This window comes from Streptomyces silvisoli (assembly GCF_029269905.1).
GTDB classification, from domain to species: domain Bacteria; phylum Actinomycetota; class Actinomycetes; order Streptomycetales; family Streptomycetaceae; genus Streptantibioticus_A; species Streptantibioticus_A silvisoli_A.
Genome location: NZ_JARJBC010000001.1, coordinates 447,100 through 466,624, shown reverse-complemented (window position 1 = coordinate 466,624; position 19,525 = coordinate 447,100). Strand labels below are relative to the sequence as shown.

The window sequence follows — 19,525 nt, the reverse complement described above, 5'->3', positions numbered from 1 at the left end:
CCAGCGCCACGGGGCGGGTCGCGGTGATGAAGGCGACGGCGCACCCCGCGGCGGCGGTCCTGGCGCTGCTGTGTCCGAGACCGCCCTGAGCCGAGGCGGAGTTCAGAAGAGTTGCCGCAGTTTCAGCAGCAGTTCGTAGATGCCGTACGCGGACGGCAAGCCCACCCATGCCCAGCTGAACACCATGAGCGTGGTCTGACGGGATTTCATGCGTCGGCCCTCGTTGCTTGCTGCGAGGCGGACTGGGACTGGGGCGGCTCGTGGAAGCGCGGGTTCACCGGGCGGATCAGCTCGTTGGCGATGAAGCCCACCACCAGGAGCGCGATCATGATGGTCAGCGAAGTGGTGTAGAGCGCGGGGCCGTGCCGCCCGGCGTGCTTCTGGGCGTCCGCGATGGCGTTGACGATCAGCGGACCGGCGACACCCGCCACCGACCAGGCGGTCAGCAGCCGTCCGTGGATGGCACCGATCTGGTACGTGCCGAACAGGTCCTTCAGGTAGGCCGGTACGGTCGCGAACCCACCGCCGTAGCAGGACAGCACAACCATCGCGGCAACGATGAACAGCGGCTTCGAACCGCTGCCGACCAGCTCGATCAGTAGGTACATCAGCGCCCCGGCGCCCAGATAGCACCGGTAGATGTTCTTCCGTCCCACCAGGTCGGACAGCGCGGACCAGAAGATGCGTCCGACCATGTTCGCCAGTGACAGCAGGGCGACGAAGCCCGCGGCGGCGGCCGCGCTGACCGGAGTGGAGGTGCCGGAGAAGAAGTCCATCACCATCGGAGCGGCCTTCTCCAGGATGCCGATGCCCGCGGTGACGTTGAGGCAGAGCACCACCCACAACATCCAGAACTGCGGTGTGCGCACGGCGTTGTGTGCCGAGACGTGTCCCGTGGTCACCAGCGGCCGGGGCGCCGCCGTGACGGATTCATGGCCCAACGGCCGCCACCCCGGCGCGGGTACGCGCACCAGCAGCACGCCCAGCGTCATGAACACCGCGTAGGCCAGGCCCATCACCAGGAACGTCGCGCCGATCCCGCCCGGCTTGGCGCCGAACTCGGTGAGCAACCAGGCCGACCACGGTGAGGCGATCAGCGCACCGCCGCCGAATCCCATGATGGCGATCCCCGTGGCCAGTCCCGGCCGGTCCGGGAACCAGGCGATCAACGTGGAGACCGGAGAGATGTAGCCGATGCCCAGACCGATGCCGCCGATGACCCCGTAGCCGACCACCACCAGCCAGTACTGGCTGGTGGCCGCCCCCAGCGCGGCGACCAGGAATCCGGCGGAGAAGCAGATGGTGGACACCGCCATCGCCCAACGCGGCCCGTTGCGTTCGACGAGCGTGCCGCCGAACGCGGCCGACAGGCCGAGCACGACGATCGCGAACTGGAACGGCAACGCGCTCTGCGTACCGCCCAGGTGCAACGAGGATTCCAGCGGTGGTTTGAAGACGCTCCAGGCGTACGCCTGCCCGATGGCGAGATGGATACAGAGGGCGGCGGGCGGTACGAGCCAACGGTTCCAGGATTCGGGTGCAACAGTCCTTGAGCGGCTGAGCACTCCGGTGGGGGCGAGCAATGCCATGTACGACCTTCAGGCAGGATTGACGGCGTACATGACAGCGTAGGGAGATCGCGCACCACTCAACAAGTCCGCACACGTGACGGACTGGTGAAGTTCTCGATCACGGCACACGTCGCGCGACCTGCGCCGATCAGAACCGGTCGGTGGGCCACTATCCTGTGTGAGCGTCTATCACTTCTGGTCACCGGCGGTTAGTCTGTCCGGCCAAGGAGGGCTGCTCCCTTCCCATGGCGCGTCCCCGATGCCGTTCGGCCGGTCCCGCCGCCGCACCGGGATGGAGCGGCGTTGGGACCGCTCCAGCTTTGTTGCATCGGACAGCCAAGGACAGTCATGGAATCGCACCTGCCTCCTGCTTCGAACGCCGTGGTCTCCTCGCTGCTGGACTCGCTGCCCGTCGAACCCCTGATGACCAGGGACTTCGATACTCGCCCCGCCCTGGTCTACGAGCGTTTGCGCGAGCGGTACGGTCCGGTGGCGCCGGTGGAGGTGTTCGGGGTGCCGGTGTGGCTGGTGCTCGGCTTCCGTGAGGTGCTGGACGTCCTGCGTGACGAGAGCCGGTGGAAGAAGGACGTCCGGCACTGGCGGGCGCTCCAGCAGGGCCGGATACCGTCCGACTGGCCGCTGCTGCCCGCGTACCGCGTGGACCAGCTGCTGTTCCAGGACGACCAGCGGCGGGCGGCGACCCGTACCGCGGTGGACGCGGCACTGAGGCCGTTTCAGGACCCACGGCAGCCACAGGCCCGCGCGCTGACGTCCGCGGTGGCGCGGCAGGTGGACGAGTTGATCACGTTCTTCGCCGACGGCGGCAGCAGCGGATGGGTGGACCTGTGCGCCCAGTTCGCGCGGCCATTGCCGCTGATGGTGGTCAACCGGCTGTTCGGCTTCCCGGTCGAACAGGGCGACGAGATCTTCATGGACGCCTGGCGCATGATGGACTCCGGCCCTGACGCGGCGGCCGCCATCGAGCGGCTGCTGGCCGCCACGACCGAACTGGCCGCGCACAAGCGCTCCCAGCCCGGCGACGACCTGACCAGTCGGCTGCTGGCCGCGGATCAGTCGCTGACGGTGGAGCAGGCCGGCCGGGAGCTGTACGCGATACTGGTCGCCATCGCCGACACCACCACCCATTCGGTCACCAACGGCGTGCTGGAGGTGCTGACCGGCAACAGCGGGGCACGGGGCAGTCTGACGGCGGGGCTGATCGGCGAGTTGGTCAACCGGGTGCACATCGTGTCCCCGCCGTGGTCCAACCTCACCTTCCGCTACCCGGTGGCCGACACCTCACTCGGTGGCTTCCGGATCGCCGCGGGCGATGTGGTCATGCCGTCGATCGCCGCCGCACACGGCGACCCGCTGTTCGCCAGCGCCATCAATGAGGACTCCGCGATGAGTTCGCGCGCCCATCTCGCCTGGGGCGCCGGACCGCACCAGTGCCCCGGCCGGGGCCTGGCCGACATGATGGTGAGCGCGGCGGTGGGCCGCCTCTTCGAACGGTGCGACCTCGAACTCGGCCTTCCTGTCGACCGGTTGCCGTGGCGGTCGTCCACCTACGTTCGCGGTATGCGCTCGTTCCCGGTGAAGTTCCAGATGCGCGCACAACCGATTCCGGCGCCCGGTACGCGCAGCGCCGACCCGACGGCCGCCCCCGAGGCGGCGACGCCCGGCCAGAGGACGGAGGCAGACGCGGGGGCGAATGCGGACCAGCCACGCCCCGCGCTACGCCGGTTCATGGCGAACCTGCGCAAGGGCGTGCCGGTGATCGGCGACGGGATGGTCCACTAGGGCGTGCCCGGTGAGTGCTGCACGGTGGCAGCAGCCACCGTGCCGTTTTCCACTTGCCGAGGCGCCGCACCACGGGCGGCATCGCGATAGCGGCAAGTGCTTTCCAGGCTGGCGAACCATTGGAGCTCTTGGGGCGTCTTGTCCTGAGAACGCTGGTCATCGGCTCTGGAGGAACGCGATCTTGGAGACCTTCGAAGCACGTCCGAGCCGTCGCAGGATACTCGCCTGGGGTGCCGGGACGACGCTGGCCGCCGCCGTGTCCACGGGTACGCCCGCCCACGCGGCATCGCCGCACGCCGCCGACACCGCCCAGGCGCTCCGGGACCTTGAACGCCAGCACTCCGCGCGGCTTGGGGTGTTCGGCAGGAACATGGTGACGGGTGCGAGTGTGCTGTACCGCGCGGACGAGCTGTTCCCGATCTGCTCGGTGTTCAAGACCATCGCCGCCGCCGCCGTGCTCAGGGACCTGGACCGGCACGGAGAGTTCCTCGCCAAGCGCATCCACTACACGGAGAAGGAGGTCACGGACTCGGGCTATGGTCCCGTCACCGGTCGGCCCGAGAACCTCGCGCACGGCATGACCGTCGCGGAACTGTGTGCCGCGGCAATCGAGTACAGCGACAACGGCGCGGCCAACCTCATTCTCCACGAACTCGGCGGCCCCACGTCGGTCACCCGCTTCTGCCGCTCGATCGGTGACCGCACCACCCGTCTCGACCGGTGGGAACCCAAGCTCAACTCTGCCGAGCCATGGCGCATCACCGACACCACGAGCCCGAGCGCCGTGGCACGGACCTACGCGAAGCTCACGCTGGGCAACACGCTCTCGACTGACGATCGCCGACAGCTCACCACGTGGCTGCTGGGCAACACCACCAGCGCGGCGCGCTTCCGGGCCGGGCTCCCCAAGGACTGGACGCTCGGCGACAAGACCGGCACCGGTGACTACGGCACCACCAACGACGTGGGCATCGCCTGGACCCCGGACCACACCCCCGTCGTCCTGGCCGTACTCGCCACCAAGCACGATCCGAAGGCCCCGTCGGACGAACCGCTGATCGCCAGGACCGTGGAGTTGCTGGCCGCGGCGCTGGTCGAGACGGCTGGGTAACCGCTTCTGCCCGTAGCGCACTTGGCGGGCAGTGAACGATCCGGAGCTACTCCGCGAAGACCTTGCCCAGGAAATCGTCGAGATTGGCCCGCATACGGGCCAGTCGCTCCTCCACCGTGAGGGATTCGCGATAGCGGCTCACCAGCGCCGACGCCTTCCTGCCGCGTACGTACAGCGGGCAGGCAAGGTCGGCGCAGATGTAGGCGCCGACCGTGTTTCCCTCGCGTCCGGAGGCGCCGACCTTGCGCGCGGCCAGTAGTGAGACTCCCGATCCCGGGTGGCCGGTCATGCACATGGAGCACAAAGTGGTCTTGGTGAAGCTCTTCGGGCCGCTCTGCGGCGCCCTCAGCGTGATGCCCACGTTCTTTCCGTCATACCGGGTGACGAGGTAGCCGCGGTCCGGCGCCCCCGGATCGCGCCAACCCAGGAAGTCAAGGTCGTCCCAGGGAAGTTCGGCCAGGTTGCGGGGCAGGTTGAGCCTGCGGGCCTCACCTTTCGAGCAGTTGACGAAGGAGGCGCGTATGTCGTTCTCGCCAAGTGGTTCCATGAGGCGTGAAGTTAACAGCGCTGCGGGCAGGCTGTCGCATGAATATCTCCGGCATGGGCAAGGTTCGCCCAGCTTGGCGGCACCTGCGGGGTTTGCCCCGAGGCGGGCCGGGAACGTCCGGCCTCGTGGTTCGCCCGTGCGGCGGCGACCCGGGTCACTGACCGATGACCGTCTTGGTCGGCCAGGCCACCGCTGCGCGGGGCTGGTCTCGAACCAGGACGTGACTCCCGTCCCGGCGGTAGGACGGGAGCCACGGGTGGGGGCTGGTCAGCTGACGTTGAGGGCGGCGTCGTCGATGACAAAGGAGGTCTGTAGCTCCTTGTCCTCGCTGCCGGTGAACTTCAGGGTGATGTTCTGCCCGGCGTAGGCCGACAGGTCGAAGGTGTGCTGGGTGTAGCCGGTGTTGTGGTTGAGGTTCGAGTAGTTGGCCAGCGTCCCGAGCACCGTGCCCGAGCTGTTGAGGACCTGCACGGTGAGGGTGTCGTAGGCGGTGGTTGTGCTGGTCTCCGCGGTGTCGATGTGCAGCCAGAAGCCCAACCGGTAGCTGGAGCAGCCGCTCGGGATGCTGACTGACTGCGCGAGGGTGTCGGTGTGCGTGGTGCCGTAGCCGTCGAGCCAGGCGTCCCAGGATCCGCTGTGCGGGGGCTCGCTGCTGCTGTTGTTGATCACACCGGAAGACGCCGACCAGGGTGCCGCGCTGCCGCTCTCGAAGCCGGGGTTGCCCAGCAGCTGTGCCGGGCTGCAACCACTGGACGAGGGCTTGACGGTCCAGGTGAAGGTGGCGCTGCCGCTCGCGTTGGTGGAGTCGGTCGCGGTGATGGTGACGGTGGACGTACCCGCCGCGGTCGGCGTACCCGAAATCAGACCCGTCGACGGGCTGATCGACAGGCCCGAAGGCAGCCCGCTGGCGCTGTACGTGAGGCTCTGACCGGACGCCGAGTCGCTCGCGTGGACCTGCAGGCTGGCGGCGGTGCCCACCGTGCCCGTCTGGTTACCGGGGTCGGTCACCGTGACCGTGTTGCCCGCGGCCGGGTTCACGGTCCAGGTGAAGGACGTGGTACCGGAGGGACCCGTGGAGTCGGTGGCGGTGATGGTGACGGTGGACGTACCCGCCGCGGTCGGCGTACCGGATATCAGACCCGTCGAGGAATCGATTGACAGCCCCGAGGGCAGGCCGGTGGCCGCATAGGAGAGCGTGCCGCCCGCGGTGTCGGTCGCCGCGATCTGCAGGTTGGCCGCGGCACCCACCGTGCTCGTCTGGTCACCGGGGTTGGTCACGGTGACGTTGCTGCCAGTGGACTGGTTGAAGTCCGCGTTGAACGCTGACTCGATGCCGCTCAGCACGCCCGAGTCCGTGGTGATCAGACCCAACTCCCGGTTGTGGTTGAGGGAGTTGTCGGAGAAGTTCTCCGACCCCGCGAAGACCCTGGCGGTTGACGTGCCGTAGTCCGCGACGATCGCCTTGGCGTGGATGTAGTAGCCGGTCGAGCTGGTGTAGGTGGTCACCTTGCCACCCGCCGCGGTGACCTGGTTGAGCTGGCTGGTGTACGACGAGTTCTGGTTCTCCGCGACCACACGTACGGTGACGCCGCGCTGGGCGTCCGCGACGACGGCGTTGACCAGGGCGGTGTCGCCGAACTCCTCCTCCTCGACGTCCAGGCTGTGCTGTGCGCCGTTGACCAGCGACAGCAGGTGGCTCTGCGAGTCGGTGGGCGACCAGACCAGGTTGTCGCCGTCGGACGGGGTGATCGAGGTCTTGGCGTAGTCGGCGTTGAAGACCTGCTCGATCGCGGCGACGTCGTTGCCGTCGCTGTCGAAGACACCGTAGTCGCGCGAGGTGCTGTAGTACGTGGTGTCGAAGTTCCCGGTGCTGATGTAGGACCTGGCGCCGTCCACGGTGATCGTCTTCTGGTGGGTGTAGACGTACGCCGAGGACGAGTAGGTGACTCCGACTCCGCCCCCGGACAGCGCGTTGTAGGCGGCGCCGTTCACGGAGGTGTGCTGTGCGTCCAGGATGACGCGGACCTGCACGCCCGCCTTCTCCTTGTTCACCAGGTCGTTGACCAGGGTGGTGTCACGCAGTTCGTAGATGGTCATGTCGATCGACTTCGTGGCCGAGTTCACGAAGTCGTAGATCGCGCTCTCGCCCTGGTCCGGCAGGATCACCAACGAGTAGGCGCTGGCGGCGTGGGCGATGGTGGGCACGAGCACGGCTGCCGCGGCTGTGGCGCCGGCCACCACGGCATGTCTCAGACGGCGGGTGACGCTCATCCGGGGGCTCCTGTCGTAGTCCGGAAAGTGCAACGCGCGTAGCGCGCCCATTAGTAAGGCACGGGACCGATGGCTCGTGAAGACCTCCCGTATGACCGGTAGTTGAACAAGCAGTCATGTGTGGGCAAAGCCGCGCCGCTTGCCAAGTCGCCCTCGCTGCCCCCGAGTTGACGGCCACGCGGAGCTCACGCGTCGGGCGACGGCGGCGGGCCGCACAGCGTGAAGGAGGTCCGCACGCGCTGTTCAAAGTGGCACCGCAGGCCACACCGGAACTGCCGCTAGGCGTTGACCAACCCCGTGGGAGGCGTGCTCGGAGCCCCTCCGGGACCGCCTGCCTGGGTGACTGTTTCAGACGGCATGCCCGATTCGCCCGCATCGCGGACCAGCCCTGGTATCTCCACAAGCGGAGCCGGATCCCCGCCGAGGAGGGCGGGGGGCTCCGGCTCCGGCAACGGGACAGCACGCGCGCCGGCCGCCCCGGCAACACGTCGCCGTGCCGCCCGGCCGTCGGCGTGCAGCGCCACCGCGGTCAGCGGGATCGCGGCCAACAGCAAGGTGGTGCCGAGGACCGCGCCCATCGCCGGATATCCGGCGCGGCTGGACAAGAGCGTTCCGGTGACCGGCCCGCCCGCGACACCCAGGGATGACGCCGAACCGGCGAACACCACCCATCGTCCGTGGGCGCCGATGGAGGCGGCTACGCCGATCAGATGGGAGAACACCACGGGGTAGACGGTGTTCCACAACACCTCCCCCGCGGTGAACGCCCACGCCGCCCGGCTCGCCGAACTGACCGTGACGCACACCGCGATGACCGCGGTGCCCACCCCGACCGGCACCGCCCGCCCCAGCCGGGAGCCGAGCGCCCCGGCGCCGACCACCCCGGCAAGACCGCCACCGAGCGCCAAGGCCAGGACGACTCCGAGCGCGGTCTCGGACAGACCGACCCGTTCCAGACCGATCCGGCTGCTGACGCTCCACAGCGCGGTCTGTACGACGGACCAGCCAAGCGTGGCACCCACGAGCACCATGCCCGGCAGCCGGCCGGCGGTGACGCCCGGCCGGCGTTCCGCACGCTGGGGCATCGACGGCAGCCGTCGTACCGCGGGCAGCACGCCCGCGGTGACGCAGGCAAGAGCCGCGAAGGGCAACTGGTGGCCGCCGCCGAGTCGCGGCAGCAGCAGATACATCCCGGCCGCGGCAGCCGACGTGGCCAAAAGAGCCAGCACCGAGGCCCGCTGCGGGTCCGGCCGTTCGGCGATGCCGACGGAGGCCACCGCCGTCGCCGTACCGGAACCGAACCCCCCGGCGACGCTGCCCACCACCACCAGCGGCGCGCAGTCAGCGCAGGCGGCGACGGCGAATCCACCGGCGGCGAGCGACAGCCCGGCCCTGGCCAATCGTTTGGGACCGATCCGGGCGACCCGTGAGGCGAAGGCGAATCCCGCACCGGCGGAGGCGAACAGCAACGCACTGCCGACCGCGCCGGCCTGCCCGGCCGTCAGCCGAAGGCAACTGGTCATGCGTTCGACGACACTGGGGAGGAGGTATCCGGCGAGCGAACCGGCGGCGTAGACGGCCACCAGGGCCAGCATGGCGGTGCGCGACTGATGGGACGTACGGGTGAGCTGGCGGGGTCGTACGAAACGGCGCACCGCCGCGCGCAGGCGCGGTGGCATGGGAGTTCCTCTCACGGAGATGAGGGCAAGAAGGAAGTGGATCGCCTCTCGATCATCGTGCGGAACGGCGGAAGTCGCCCGCGCTGTGCCGCCGGTATGGGGAGTCCCACCGCTTCGTTCGGCCCGCGGAGCGCCCGGGCGGGCGATGCGCTCCGTCTGATGGGCTGCGCCAAAGGGGTGAGCCGTGCTCAGTTACCCCAGCGAGTGGCGCTGGTCTGCCGCTCCAGGCAGCGCCGCCAACCTGCGACGCACCTGCGCCGCCTGGTGGGCACGACGCCACGGCGTAACGGAGGGCTTTCGCCCCATCACATCGCTGAAGCGGCGGGCTCGTGGGTTACCTATGCGTGACTGATTCGCGGCCGCCACGGTCTTCCTAGCCTCCTGTTCGGTGAGAGCGACAAACCATGAGACGAGGAGATCGAGATGCCGTTTTTCGCGACCAGTGACGGAGTGCGGCTGGCCTACGAGGACTACGGTGCGGGCGAGCCCATCGTGTTCCTGGCCAGTTGGGCGCTGGGCGCCGACATGTGGGAGTACCAGGTCCCGTTCTTCCTCCAGCGCGGCTACCGCTGCGTCATGCTGGACCGGCGCGGCCACGGTCGCTCCGACCGGCCCTCCACCGGATACGACGTAGACACCCGCACCGATGATGTCGCCGCGCTGATCGAGCACTTGGAACTGGACGGGATCACCCTCGTCGCTCAGTCCGGCGGTGGTGGCGAGGCGGTGCGCTACCTCACCCGGCACGGCCAGGACCGGATCGCCCGGGTCGCGCTGCTGGCGACCACGCTGCCGTTCCTCAAGCTGACCGACGACAACCCGGAGGGAGTGCCGGAGGCCGTGCTGGAGGCTGACCTGGACCAGCTCCGGACTGACCGCCCCCGGTGGTTCGCCGACCGGGCGGCGGGCTACTTCGCCACCCATCTGGGCAACAACACGTCCCAGGCGCTGATCGACCACCTGGTCCAACAGTGCCTGTCGGCCTCCCCCCACGCCACCTTGGAGGTGCAGCGGCAGATCTTCCACACCGATCACCGCGCCGACCTGGCCCAGATCACCGTCCCGACGTTCATCGCCCACGGCGTCGCCGACCAGTCCGTACCGATCGACGTCTCCAGCCGACGCACCGCCAAGCTCATACCGCACAGCGTCTACAACGAGTACCCGACCGCCGGCCACGGCCTGCACATCACCCATGCCGGGCAACTCAACGACGACCTGCTCGAGTTCATCAAGAGCTGAGGCGAGGACACACGCACCCCACCGCCGACCGCGCGGTGGGGCGCTCCGTGCCGCGGGGCGGGCCGTGCACCGGGGGACACGGCGCGCCCCGAGTTCACCCCGCCGCCAGCGAAAGGGAACCCTCGGCCATCGGAGCGGTTCGCGGTCATGCCCGACGAGTCGGTCATCGTCAACCGCGCCCGCGGCGCACTGCTCGACTACGACGCCGTATGCGACGCCCTTGACTCCGGCCGGATCCGGGGCGCGGGGTTCGATGTCCTCCCCGAGGAGCCCATTTCCGCCGGGTCGCGGCTGTTACGGCTTCTCCTGCACCTGGGGTCCGGCCCCCGGTAGCGGCAGGGTGATGCGGATCCTGGTGCCCGCCTCCATCGACAGGTGCTCCATCCGACCGCCCGCGGCTTCGATCGAACCCGCTGCGAGGCCAGGCCGATATGGCCGGCGCCGAGGCGTTGTCGCAGACGGGTCGGATCGGTGCCGACGCCGTCATCGGTCACCGTCAGACGGAGCGTCCTGCTGTCGGTGACCAGGACGACGTGGGCTTGGGCGGGGCACGATGGCCTGCGGGTGGCGCAGTTGGTCGTGAACGCGTGAGTTGACCGCGGCGGCGATGGCGTAGGCCGCGGTGTCCAGGACGATGATGAGTGCCGTCACGGTCGGCCGGCTGTTGAAGGCGGCCAGCAGGGGCAGCAGGACCAGGGCCAGGACCAGCAGCGCGGAGCCCTGGGACAGTAGTTGCAGGGTCACCAGCGCCACCACGTCCACCAGCCCCATCACCACCGTCATCGCGGTGGTGCCCGCACGGCCGTGCGGACGGCGCAGACACAGTGCGACCACCACGGCGATCACGACGTAGGCGCTCAGCACCGAGAACTGGGACGCTGCCCGGTCCGCCGGAAGCTCGGCGGTGACAGCGCCGGTGAGCACTCCCGCGAAGGCGAGCCGCAAGATGGCTTGAGCGCGCTGGCGCCGACAGCTCACAGCACCGCATCAGACGCCGCATGGTGGCGGCTTCGGTCACGTCGCCGCGCCCGTTCGCGGTACCACTCATTCCAGGAGCCCTCTGCGCATGGCTTCGGCGACCACCGCACCCCGGGTGGAGACGCCCAGCTTCTCGTAGATGCGTTGGACGTGGGACTTGATGGTGGTGGGCGCGAGGAAGATCTCCTTGGAGATCTGGGGCACCGACTTGCCTTCCGCGATCATGCGCAGCACCTGGTGCTCGCGGGCGCTCAGCGCCGGCGACATGTGATCGGCGCGTTGCCGTGTCTCGTGGATCAGGTCGGAGGTCAGACTGCGCGGCCTCACGGTCTCGTCGCGGGCGCAGGCCAGCACCGCCTCGGTGATCTCGTACGGTTCCGCCTCCTTGATCAGATATCCGCTGACGCCGTCCTGCAGGGCTCCGTAGACCAGGGCGCTGTCATCCAGTGCGGTGAGGATGAGCACCCTGGTCGGTAGCTCCTCGCGCCGTATCGCACGGGCGACCTGGCGGCCGTCGAGCCCCGGCATGCGGTAGTCCAGGACCGCGACGTCTGGGCGTAGTTGGCGGACGCCGGCCAGTGCCTGCACCCCGTCGGCGACATCCGCCACAACGGCGACGTACGCGCGCAGTGCGCGCACCACGCCCTCCCGGTAGACCGGGTGGTCCTCGCCGACGAGCACCCTTGCCCGCTGTTCGTCCATGGGTTCATCCTTGGTTGCTGGTTGGTCGGCAGCCCGGCGCGCTCTCCTGCCAACCGCGGGAACGGTGGCCGCCCCCCGCGCGTTCACAAGTGATGAGCACCGTATGGCTGGTTGCCGGAGCGGTGGCAGCGCTGGCCGCTGTCCTCTTCCTCGCGGATCGTGCCCTGTTATGGATGGAGGCACGGGGGTGGATCTACTGGCGCAAGCGCAGGGGCCTGTCGTCCATTGGTGTTGACTTCATGCAGGAGGGCAGCCCCGGCGCCCAGGTCCTCAAGCGTGCCATGGAGCAGGAACGGGTGCGTAAGAACGTCAGACCGGCCGAGGAGCCGCCGTTCCATGTGGACCTTGACGCCAAGATAGTGCGCATTCGACGTACCGGGCAGAGCGGGCAGGAACCGTAGCGGACGGTCTTCGCCTCATCCGGATGCGGTGAGCGTGGCGAAGACGACGATGTTGTCGGGATAGCTGTGCGCCTTCCGGTCGTAGGGGCCGCCGCAGATGATCAGGCGCAACTCGGGCTTGTCGGTGTCTTCGTAGACTTCCTGGCGCGGGAAGCGATCCTTGGGGACCTCGGCGGAGCGCTGGACGGTGAAGATGGCCTGCTTGCCGTCGGCTCGGGTGACCTTGATCTGGGCGCCGGGGGCGAGTTGGGCCAGCCGGTAGAAGACGCCTTCGCCGAAGTCGCCGACCGTGACGTGGCCCAGAAGCACGGCGGGGCCGCGTTGGCCGGGGGTCGGTGAGCCTTCGTACCAGCCCGCGGGTGCGTCCTTCTCGATGGGCGGCACCTGCGGGTGCCGTCTGACCACAGTCCCAGTCGCATGACTGCCGTATGCACATCGATCGCGGGAATGTCGACGCTGACGGGTACGGATCGGGGCATCGGCGGAGCCGCACGCACCTCGGCCTTCGCGGCATGGCTGGCCGAGGCGGTGGGTGGCGACGGCGGGGCCGCTGTCGTGGCCAACCCCAGCCCACCGCCGACCAGGAGACCGCAACAAGAGGTTCGCGGAGACAGACGCCAAGCTCCACGTGCCTGACGTCCCGTTCATCCCGTTCAAGCAGACGTTCGTGATCACCTGCATCGATCCGCGTGTTGAACCGGCAACCATTTTCGGGGTCAAACTCGGTGAGGCGATCATCCTACGTAACGTGGGTGGCCGGGTAACTCCCGCCGTTCTCCAGGACGTGGCGTGGATCAGCTATCTCCATGAGGTCAAAACGCCGGATGCCGACTGGTTCGATCTCGTGGTGATCCACCACACCGACTGCGGATCCGGCCTGTTCGCCGATGACGAGTTGCGCCATGGCTTTGTCACGCGTTTTCACTACGACGACGAGACCATCGCCGACCTCGCCATGGTCGAGCCTGCCGAGACACTGCGGACGGACGTCGGGCTCCTGCGCAGGAGCCCGCAGCTGTCCTCCCGCGTCAAGGTCTCGGGGCACCTCTATGACCTGGAGACCGGCCTGCTCACCACACTCGTCGATTAGGCGTCTCTCAACGTCAGTTGCGCGGCATGCCGGCCGCGCCTGGCGGACCGGCCAGGCGAGGCCTGAAAACAATTCGCCACCGCTCGCCTCGCCCGGTACCGTCGCGAGAGTGTCCTCACTGCTGGGAGCCCCTGGGCTCTGCGCGCGGCCACCCGGGCAGTTCCCCACGCTGAGAGTAGGTTGCGTCAATGGCATGCCGTATCAGTGAACTCGTGCTCGGTTGCCGCGACGCCGAGGTGCTGGCGCGGTTCTGGTGCGAGGTCCTGGACTTCGTGGTGCTCGATCGCGAGGACGACGGAAGCATCGAGATCGGGCCGCGCGAAGGGTTCGGCGGCCCGCAGCCGACGATCTTCCTCAGCCGCAGAGACGAGCCGGAGCCCGGGAAACCCCGGCTGCACATCGACGTCAACGCCACCGACCGCGATCAGGACGCCGAACTCGAACGCCTCCTGAAGCTCGGAGCGCGCCCGGCCGACATCGGCCAGACCGGGGAAGAGTCCTGGTACGTCCTCGCCGATCCCGAGGGCAACGAGTTCTGCCTGCTCAAGGCCCGCCTCGCGCCACTCTGACGGCCCTCGACGGCAACGAGGCGGTGCAGTTGCTCAAGCGGCTCAGTTACGGGTGAAGGTGCGTGTCGCCGCAGCCGCGATCGCGATGCCGAGAGTCCAGCCGAGCACCGTCAGCACGACCGTGACCACCGCGGCCACCCCGTGGTACTGCCACACCTCCGACTGGCCGAACCGGATGACCGGGATCAAGTGGTCGGCCGCGTACAACACCGGGTTGAAGACCGAGCGGTCCTCGGTGCTGACGTGCTCGGGGCGCACCGTGCTGAAGTACGCACTGCTGGCCGCGAGCAGGGCGATCGCCCAGCCGATGGCGCGCAGCGGACGATAGCCGTAGCCGACCAGCAGATCGAGCAGATGGCCGGGTATGCGTTGCCACCAAGGCAGCTTGGCGCGTTGTGCGCGTTGTCTTGCCAGCAGCACCGTCCGGGCCTCGCCGTCGTTGCCGAGCGAACGGTAGTAGGACGCCAACTGCTCGTAGGGTTGGGCGCGGAAACCGCCGACCTGGCTGCGGTCCGCACGCCGTACCTGGCGGCCGATCAGCCGTACTCGATGCACCGCCGCGACATAGTCGCTGAACGGGCCATAGGTGAAACCGTCCAGGTTCAACCGCTTTGGCCACGCGTCGAGTCCATCACGGATACCGGCGACGGCGGTCGCGGCGTAGAGCGTGAGCAGGGCGTCGGGGCTGTCCATGTCGCAAAGGTCCAGATGGCCGGAGATGCGGACGCCGGTCAGCCGGATCTCGCCGTCGGTGTGGAAGGCGTCGTTGAGCCGCAGGCTGCCCTCGACCACCATGCCACCGCCGCGCAGCGCGGGCTGGCCCTTTGTCGGGGTGAGCCGCGCCCCGCCGAAGTCGAGTCCGCCGTCGAACCTGGCCCCCGACAGCCGTACCGTCCCGTGGGCCGTGAAGCATCGCTCACCACCCTTCACCGGGTAAGGGCGGAAGGACGCTTCGCTGGCCACCGTCAACGAGTCACCGTGCAGCGCCAGTCGGCCGAGGCCGTCCAGCGTGGCGCCGTCCAGCACCAGCGCGCTGCCGATGTGCGCACCCGGCAGTCGCAGTTCGCCGGACGCCTCAAGCCGCTGGGCCAGTAGGCTCCGGCCGACCCGCATACCGCCGGCGTTGAGCGACGTGCCGCCGGACTCGCAGTTGCCCAGCTTGGCGCCCTTGAGCGCCACCTGGCCGCTTATCTGCGCGTTGATCAGGCTGAGCGGGCCGTGAACCGTGACGTCGTTGGCCAAAAGGCTGCCGTCGATGCGGATGCCGTCAGCGTGTACGGCTCGATCGTCGTCGCCGGTGACCACGGTGTGGCCGAGGTTCACCGTGCCGCGCACATGCGCTCCGTAGGCGCTGATGGTGGTCAGCTGCGACCCGCTCAGGTCTATCGACTCGGTGACGGCGTCATCGAGGTCGACGGGGCCCTCGAAGCGGCAACCGCGAAGCAGCAGAAGGGAGTCCACCTGCCCGTGGTCCATGCAGAGTTCTCCGGTGATGCGCGCACCGGCGAGCCGCACCGCTGCCACCGCGCCGGGCGCTGCCGGGCATGCGCCGAGCAGCAGCGCGGCGATCACCTCGCCACGCACCACACGGTCGGCGGGCCAGTCGTGGGCCTTCGCCGGATCATCCACCGCGGCGTCGCCGGTGCGCAGATCGACCAGCTCGCCATGTGGAAAGGCACGCCAGACCCGGCGTTCGGTGGCGGAGAGCCTGCCGAGCCGACTCGGTACGGCAGGGCGCGGGAGCACGGGCGTACGTCTCATGCTGATCATCTTGCCGTAGGGGACTGACAATCGCCCTCAGCCAGACGTCAGTTGAGCCCGGTTGCGGTGAAACCCGACGTATGACGGCTTGGGGCGGCGGTGAACTGACCACCGAGGACATGCTGCGGCGAACACCAGGAACTGGGATGCGTGCCCCCGAGCACGTGGCCGTCGACTTCTACGGACTGGACGGCTCCAGGGCTGCCGTCGACTGGTTCGCGGCCGTCCCCCGCGCGGCAAGTGGGCGAGTGATCAGGAACTGACCGGCGGCAAGTACCAGGCAAAGCAGCGCCATTCCGGCCCACAGCGCCGTGGCACCGGCGTGTTCCAGCAGTTGGGTGCCGAGGATCGGCGCGGCGATCCCCGCGAACCCCCAACTCGTGCCGTAGGCGGCCAGATAGCGGCCGGTGCCGCCGGGCGGGGCGAGGTTTGCGGCGAGGGCGTACGCCCGGCCCAGCACCAGCAGGTCACCCAGGCTCCAGACGACCGTTGCCGCCAGGGAGGTTGGCAGGGTGTGTGCCACCGCGTAGCCAGCGAGACCGCCTGCCAGCAGTACATATCCGAGCGCGAGCGCCGCGGGCGCGGTCAGCGCGGCCAGGCGCTTGAGGCGCAGTGCGGGCTGGGCCGCGACGATGGTCGCGGCCGACACGGTGAACAGCAGTCCCGCGTCCGAAGGCCGCATGCCTCGGCGTTCCAGGGACAGCGGAAGCGAGATCATGATCTGTAGGTAGACCAGCGCGTACAAGGTGCCGAACACGAGCATGATGAGCAGTACACGGTCGCGCCAGGGACGGATGCCCGCGCAGCGCTCGTCGCCGCGGTCGGGGCGGTGGGTCCGGTCCGCGGGCAGTACGACCCGCACGATGAGCGCACAGGCCAGACAACTCACCGCGTCAGCGACGAAAAGCCAGCGCAGGTCCCATCGTCCCAGTCCGGCCGCGATCAGCCCGGCGCCCATGCCACCTATCGCCAAGGCGGCGTTCAGCAGGCTGTAGGCACGAACACGTTCGGCTGGTCCCGTGGCGTCGGCGATCACCGCCTGGCTCGGCGGTTCGTACAGCTCGTACACCAGGCCCAGCAGTACGGCGCAAACAGCGACTTCCACAAGGGAGTTCGCCGCGGCGATCCCCAACTGTGTGATGGCGCAGCCCGTCAGGCCGAACACGATCGTGCGGCGGCGCCCCAGTCGATCCGCGAGCCGTCCACCGATCAGGCGGGACGGGATGGTCGCGAGCCCGAAGGCGGCCGGGACGAGCCCGGCGGTGGCGACGCTCACGCCGTAGTCGGTGGTAATAAGGACGGTGAGGAAGGGCAGCGAGAAGGCCCCGAGCCGGTTGACCACTCGGGCGGCCAGCAGCAGCCAGACCGCAGGCGGTAACTGGCCTTCGCGTCTCAAGGGTTGCACAATCCCCCCGTCACTGATGAATTGGCCGACGTCAGTGATGCGACGCTAGGCCCGGAGGGGGTAACTGGTCAAGTGATGTTCGACAGTCACGTGTCCACACTGCTGGACACCGCGGTCTCACTCGTCAACGCGCTGACCGACGGCACCGCACGCGGCAAGCCCTACACCGCGCCGCGAGGTGCGGAACTGGTCGACGCGGTCCACAGTGCGCTCCCGCACACCAGGGACGGGCAGCACACGATCGAGCGGGAGCAGGCCGCCCATCTCGCCCGCACAGCAAGGGAGATGCGCGAGGTCTTCGAGGCCGTGAACGCCGGAATGCTGGACGATGCCGCGACGGCACTCAACGCGCTGCTGCTGTCCAACGGCGCCCGTCCGCAGTTGGACCGCGCCAACGGCGAACCCTGGCAACTCCACTTCCACGGCACGGACGACTCCCTCGCGGTGGGGTGGAGCGCCGGTTGCGCGACGGGGCTGGCCATCGCGATCGGCAGCGACCTGGCGGGCCGTCTGGGCGTCTGCCAGGCGGCCCAGTGCGATCGCGTCTACGTCGACACCTCGCGCAACGCCGCCCGTCAGTTCTGCTCGACCGCATGCCAGAACCGCACCAAGGCAGCGGCCTTCCGCGCCCGCCGAGCCGCCCGACGTTGACGCACGATCTCAGCCGCGGGCGCCCCGTCAACGCAAAGCGATAGCAGCGGCCCACCCTCCGCTGGCATGCTGACCGGGTGGACAGTACGGAGATCTGGCTCAGTTTGGCCCCTGAACTGTATGTGTTCGTCGCCCCGGCACATCGTGCGGAGCGCTCGGCGGTGCGCGCCGACGGTGCCTCGACGCTCGGGCATGTGGTGCAGTCACTGGGGGTTCCACTCACCGAGGTCGGTGCGCTGACCGTCGACGGGCGGCAGGTGCCCGCCGCGCACATCCCCACCGGCGGGGAGGAGATCTCGGTGCAAAGCGTGGCCAGACCCCAACAGCTGTCCGGGCCGCCCCGGTTCCTGCTCGACATCCACCTCGGTACGCTCGCGCGGCGGCTTCGCCTGCTGGGCGTCGACGCCGCGTACGAGAATCCGGACATCGGCGACGCCGCGCTCGCCGCGCGTTCGGCCGGCGAGCAGCGCGTGATGCTGTCACGGGACCGGGGACTGCTGCGCCGCCGGGAGGTCTGGGCGGGTGCCTACGTCTACAGTCACCGCCCCGAGGAACAGCTCAGGGACGTGCTGTCCCGGTTCGCGCCCCCGCTCGCCCCCTGGACGCGGTGCACGGCCTGCAACGGGATGTTGCGCGATGCCACGAAGGCATCGGTGCACGAGCAGTTGCGGATCGGCACACAGCGCACGCACGACACGTTCGCGCAGTGCTCCGACTGCGGCCAGGCGTACTGGCAGGGCGCTCACCATGAGCGCCTGGCCGCGATCGTGGACGAGGCCGTGCGTGAGTTCGGGACGCCGTCACCGACACGAGCACCCTGAGCCCTTCGGCGGTCAGCAGGTACCGCTGCCTTCGCCGCCCAGGTGGAAGCCGGTGGGCGTGGTGTGCCCCGCGTCGTAGAGGGCGGGGCTGGTGGATGTGACGGTCATCCGCGGTTCGTCGGCCGAGCCGATCAGGCGGAAGCCACGGATCCAGGAGGAGCCCCGGGCGGTGCCGGGAAGGCCGTCGCCCATCTCCTCACAGGTGGTGCCGTTGGCGTGGGCGACCTCGCCGAAGGCGGTGATGACCTGCGCTCGGGTGAAGCCGCCGTGCCACAGTGAGCCGGGGAAGTATCCGACGGGCTGCTCGTTGTAGAACAGCCACCAGTCGCCGGCCAGGTTCCAGATGGTGAACCGGGCGGCGGTTCCGGCGCGTACGGCCATGCCCGCCTTGATCCGGTGCGAGACGGGGACGAAGCCGCAGGCGTTGTAGCAGCTCTCGGCGCCGTCCACCCAGTGGTAGACGAAGAGATGCGGACGAGTGTCGCCGTTGAGGCCCAGGTCAACCGTCCAGCCGATCTCCACGGTGGACTTGCGGTCGGTCGACTGCACGGCCAGTTCCTGGAGGGAGTGGGACTGCTGGTCACCGGCCTTGACGCGGGGGTCCGCCTGAAGCATCCGTACGCTGGCCCCCGAGGCGTCGGTGAACTGTCTGCCGGAGACATAGTCGTAGCACGCCCCGAACCAGCAGACCGGCCCGGATCCCGTGGTCGTTGACGGCGCCAGGAGCGAGTGCCGTGGGGCGGCGTCCGCCTGGGCCGATGTACCTGTGGAGAGCAGGCAGAGTGCGGCCGCGGCGAACGTGGTCACACCGTTGCGGATCGTTCGACGTATTCGCATGGACAGCTCCGATCGAGTAACGGACGTGCCGCGAGGCGTGCACCGCCGAGAGCGGCGAGTTAAGCACCTTGATAACTGTGCTTACGTGA

The 19,525-nt window shown here is 68.9% G+C and carries 19 protein-coding genes and 1 pseudogene; 9 read left to right on the top strand and 11 right to left on the bottom strand.

Annotated elements, in window-relative coordinates:
* Positions 1-102: 102 nt before the first annotated feature.
* Together P3G67_RS36305 and P3G67_RS02180 are read right to left on the bottom strand one after the other, a co-directional pair.
* The gene (locus tag P3G67_RS36305) at positions 103-210 is read right to left on the bottom strand and encodes an MFS transporter small subunit (RefSeq protein ID WP_443072668.1); all 108 of its coding nucleotides are present in this window, start codon (positions 208-210) and stop codon (positions 103-105) included.
* Complete coding sequence (locus tag P3G67_RS02180) at positions 207-1,589, bottom strand: L-lactate MFS transporter (RefSeq protein ID WP_276091908.1); 1,383 nt, start codon at positions 1,587-1,589, stop codon at positions 207-209. The genes P3G67_RS36305 and P3G67_RS02180 overlap by 4 nt, the downstream gene beginning before the upstream one ends.
* Positions 1,590-1,919: 330 nt before the next feature.
* Here P3G67_RS02180 and P3G67_RS02175 point away from each other — a divergent pair, with 330 nt between their 5' ends.
* Both P3G67_RS02175 and bla read left to right on the top strand, forming a co-directional pair.
* Positions 1,920-3,371: a cytochrome P450 gene (locus P3G67_RS02175; RefSeq protein ID WP_276091907.1), complete on the top strand. Its 1,452-nt coding sequence runs from the start codon at positions 1,920-1,922 to the stop codon at positions 3,369-3,371.
* Between the two features lie 181 nt (positions 3,372-3,552).
* Positions 3,553-4,482 carry a class A beta-lactamase gene (gene bla / locus P3G67_RS02170; RefSeq protein WP_276091906.1) on the top strand — a complete coding sequence of 310 codons (930 nt, stop codon included), beginning with the start codon at positions 3,553-3,555 and terminating at the stop codon, positions 4,480-4,482.
* A gap of 46 nt (positions 4,483-4,528) precedes the next feature.
* On the opposite strand, the gene P3G67_RS02165 is transcribed toward bla, so the two are convergent.
* From P3G67_RS02165 to P3G67_RS02155, 3 genes are all read right to left on the bottom strand, one after another.
* Positions 4,529-5,029, bottom strand: a complete 501-nt coding sequence (locus tag P3G67_RS02165) for an FBP domain-containing protein (RefSeq protein ID WP_276091904.1) — start codon at positions 5,027-5,029, stop codon at positions 4,529-4,531.
* Between the two features lie 267 nt (positions 5,030-5,296).
* The gene (locus P3G67_RS02160) at positions 5,297-7,300 is read right to left on the bottom strand and encodes a putative Ig domain-containing protein (protein ID WP_276091903.1); all 2,004 of its coding nucleotides are present in this window, start codon (positions 7,298-7,300) and stop codon (positions 5,297-5,299) included.
* A 278-nt stretch (positions 7,301-7,578) separates the two neighbouring features.
* Complete coding sequence (locus P3G67_RS02155) at positions 7,579-8,979, bottom strand: MFS transporter (RefSeq protein WP_276091902.1); 1,401 nt, start codon at positions 8,977-8,979, stop codon at positions 7,579-7,581.
* A 423-nt stretch (positions 8,980-9,402) separates the two neighbouring features.
* Here P3G67_RS02155 and P3G67_RS02150 point away from each other — a divergent pair, with 423 nt between their 5' ends.
* Complete coding sequence (locus P3G67_RS02150; RefSeq protein WP_276091901.1) at positions 9,403-10,221, top strand: alpha/beta fold hydrolase; 819 nt, start codon at positions 9,403-9,405, stop codon at positions 10,219-10,221.
* A gap of 144 nt (positions 10,222-10,365) precedes the next feature.
* Positions 10,366-10,554 (top strand): annotated as a pseudogene (locus tag P3G67_RS02145) (NAD(P)-dependent oxidoreductase); the annotation flags it as partial.
* Positions 10,555-10,704: 150 nt separating this feature from the next.
* Here P3G67_RS02145 and P3G67_RS02140 read toward each other — a convergent pair.
* Both P3G67_RS02140 and P3G67_RS02135 read right to left on the bottom strand, forming a co-directional pair.
* Complete coding sequence (locus tag P3G67_RS02140) at positions 10,705-11,199, bottom strand: hypothetical protein (protein WP_276091900.1); 495 nt, start codon at positions 11,197-11,199, stop codon at positions 10,705-10,707.
* A gap of 66 nt (positions 11,200-11,265) precedes the next feature.
* Positions 11,266-11,901 carry a response regulator gene (locus P3G67_RS02135; protein ID WP_276091899.1) on the bottom strand — a complete coding sequence of 212 codons (636 nt, stop codon included), beginning with the start codon at positions 11,899-11,901 and terminating at the stop codon, positions 11,266-11,268.
* Between the two features lie 92 nt (positions 11,902-11,993).
* Between P3G67_RS02135 and P3G67_RS02130 the strand changes: the two genes are divergently transcribed.
* Positions 11,994-12,302, top strand: coding sequence for a hypothetical protein (locus P3G67_RS02130; RefSeq protein WP_276091898.1), 309 nt, complete (start codon positions 11,994-11,996; stop codon positions 12,300-12,302).
* A 15-nt stretch (positions 12,303-12,317) separates the two neighbouring features.
* Here P3G67_RS02130 and P3G67_RS02125 read toward each other — a convergent pair whose 3' ends face one another.
* Positions 12,318-12,707 (bottom strand): sortase domain-containing protein, encoded by a 390-nt coding sequence (locus P3G67_RS02125; protein WP_276091897.1) that lies wholly within the window; start codon positions 12,705-12,707, stop codon positions 12,318-12,320.
* Positions 12,708-12,930: 223 nt separating this feature from the next.
* On the opposite strand from P3G67_RS02125, the gene P3G67_RS02120 reads away from it, so the two are divergent.
* Positions 12,931-13,392, top strand: a complete 462-nt coding sequence (locus P3G67_RS02120; protein WP_276091896.1) for a carbonic anhydrase — start codon at positions 12,931-12,933, stop codon at positions 13,390-13,392.
* A 188-nt stretch (positions 13,393-13,580) separates the two neighbouring features.
* Positions 13,581-13,961: a VOC family protein gene (locus tag P3G67_RS02115; protein ID WP_276091895.1), complete on the top strand. Its 381-nt coding sequence runs from the start codon at positions 13,581-13,583 to the stop codon at positions 13,959-13,961.
* A 42-nt stretch (positions 13,962-14,003) separates the two neighbouring features.
* Here P3G67_RS02115 and P3G67_RS02110 read toward each other — a convergent pair whose 3' ends face one another.
* Both P3G67_RS02110 and P3G67_RS02105 read right to left on the bottom strand, forming a co-directional pair.
* The gene (locus P3G67_RS02110; RefSeq protein ID WP_276091894.1) at positions 14,004-15,722 is read right to left on the bottom strand and encodes a pentapeptide repeat-containing protein; all 1,719 of its coding nucleotides are present in this window, start codon (positions 15,720-15,722) and stop codon (positions 14,004-14,006) included.
* Between the two features lie 178 nt (positions 15,723-15,900).
* Positions 15,901-17,118 carry an MDR family MFS transporter gene (locus tag P3G67_RS02105; RefSeq protein ID WP_276091893.1) on the bottom strand — a complete coding sequence of 406 codons (1,218 nt, stop codon included), beginning with the start codon at positions 17,116-17,118 and terminating at the stop codon, positions 15,901-15,903.
* Between the two features lie 84 nt (positions 17,119-17,202).
* Here P3G67_RS02105 and P3G67_RS02100 point away from each other — a divergent pair, with 84 nt between their 5' ends.
* Positions 17,203-17,778, top strand: coding sequence for a CGNR zinc finger domain-containing protein (locus P3G67_RS02100; protein WP_276091892.1), 576 nt, complete (start codon positions 17,203-17,205; stop codon positions 17,776-17,778).
* Positions 17,779-17,855: 77 nt separating this feature from the next.
* Positions 17,856-18,599: a Mut7-C RNAse domain-containing protein gene (locus P3G67_RS02095; RefSeq protein ID WP_276091891.1), complete on the top strand. Its 744-nt coding sequence runs from the start codon at positions 17,856-17,858 to the stop codon at positions 18,597-18,599.
* Positions 18,600-18,611: 12 nt separating this feature from the next.
* Here P3G67_RS02095 and P3G67_RS02090 read toward each other — a convergent pair whose 3' ends face one another.
* A complete protein-coding gene (locus P3G67_RS02090; RefSeq protein WP_276091890.1) occupies positions 18,612-19,436 on the bottom strand; it encodes a neprosin family prolyl endopeptidase in 825 nt (274 codons plus the stop codon).
* Positions 19,437-19,525 lie beyond the last annotated feature (89 nt).

Coding starts and splice junctions, on each gene's coding strand:
- P3G67_RS02100 (WP_276091892.1), top strand. CDS start 17,203: ATGTTCGACAGTCACGTGTCCACACTGCTGGACACCGCGGTCTCACTC.
- P3G67_RS02130 (WP_276091898.1), top strand. CDS start 11,994: ATGAGCACCGTATGGCTGGTTGCCGGAGCGGTGGCAGCGCTGGCCGCT.
- P3G67_RS02090 (WP_276091890.1), bottom strand. CDS start 19,436: ATGCGAATACGTCGAACGATCCGCAACGGTGTGACCACGTTCGCCGCG.
- P3G67_RS02165 (WP_276091904.1), bottom strand. CDS start 5,029: ATGGAACCACTTGGCGAGAACGACATACGCGCCTCCTTCGTCAACTGC.
- P3G67_RS02155 (WP_276091902.1), bottom strand. CDS start 8,979: ATGCCACCGCGCCTGCGCGCGGCGGTGCGCCGTTTCGTACGACCCCGC.
- P3G67_RS02150 (WP_276091901.1), top strand. CDS start 9,403: ATGCCGTTTTTCGCGACCAGTGACGGAGTGCGGCTGGCCTACGAGGAC.
- P3G67_RS02180 (WP_276091908.1), bottom strand. CDS start 1,589: ATGGCATTGCTCGCCCCCACCGGAGTGCTCAGCCGCTCAAGGACTGTT.
- P3G67_RS02175 (WP_276091907.1), top strand. CDS start 1,920: ATGGAATCGCACCTGCCTCCTGCTTCGAACGCCGTGGTCTCCTCGCTG.
- P3G67_RS02115 (WP_276091895.1), top strand. CDS start 13,581: ATGGCATGCCGTATCAGTGAACTCGTGCTCGGTTGCCGCGACGCCGAG.
- P3G67_RS02160 (WP_276091903.1), bottom strand. CDS start 7,300: ATGAGCGTCACCCGCCGTCTGAGACATGCCGTGGTGGCCGGCGCCACA.
- P3G67_RS02135 (WP_276091899.1), bottom strand. CDS start 11,901: ATGGACGAACAGCGGGCAAGGGTGCTCGTCGGCGAGGACCACCCGGTC.
- P3G67_RS02110 (WP_276091894.1), bottom strand. CDS start 15,722: ATGAGACGTACGCCCGTGCTCCCGCGCCCTGCCGTACCGAGTCGGCTC.
- P3G67_RS36305 (WP_443072668.1), bottom strand. CDS start 210: ATGAAATCCCGTCAGACCACGCTCATGGTGTTCAGCTGGGCATGGGTG.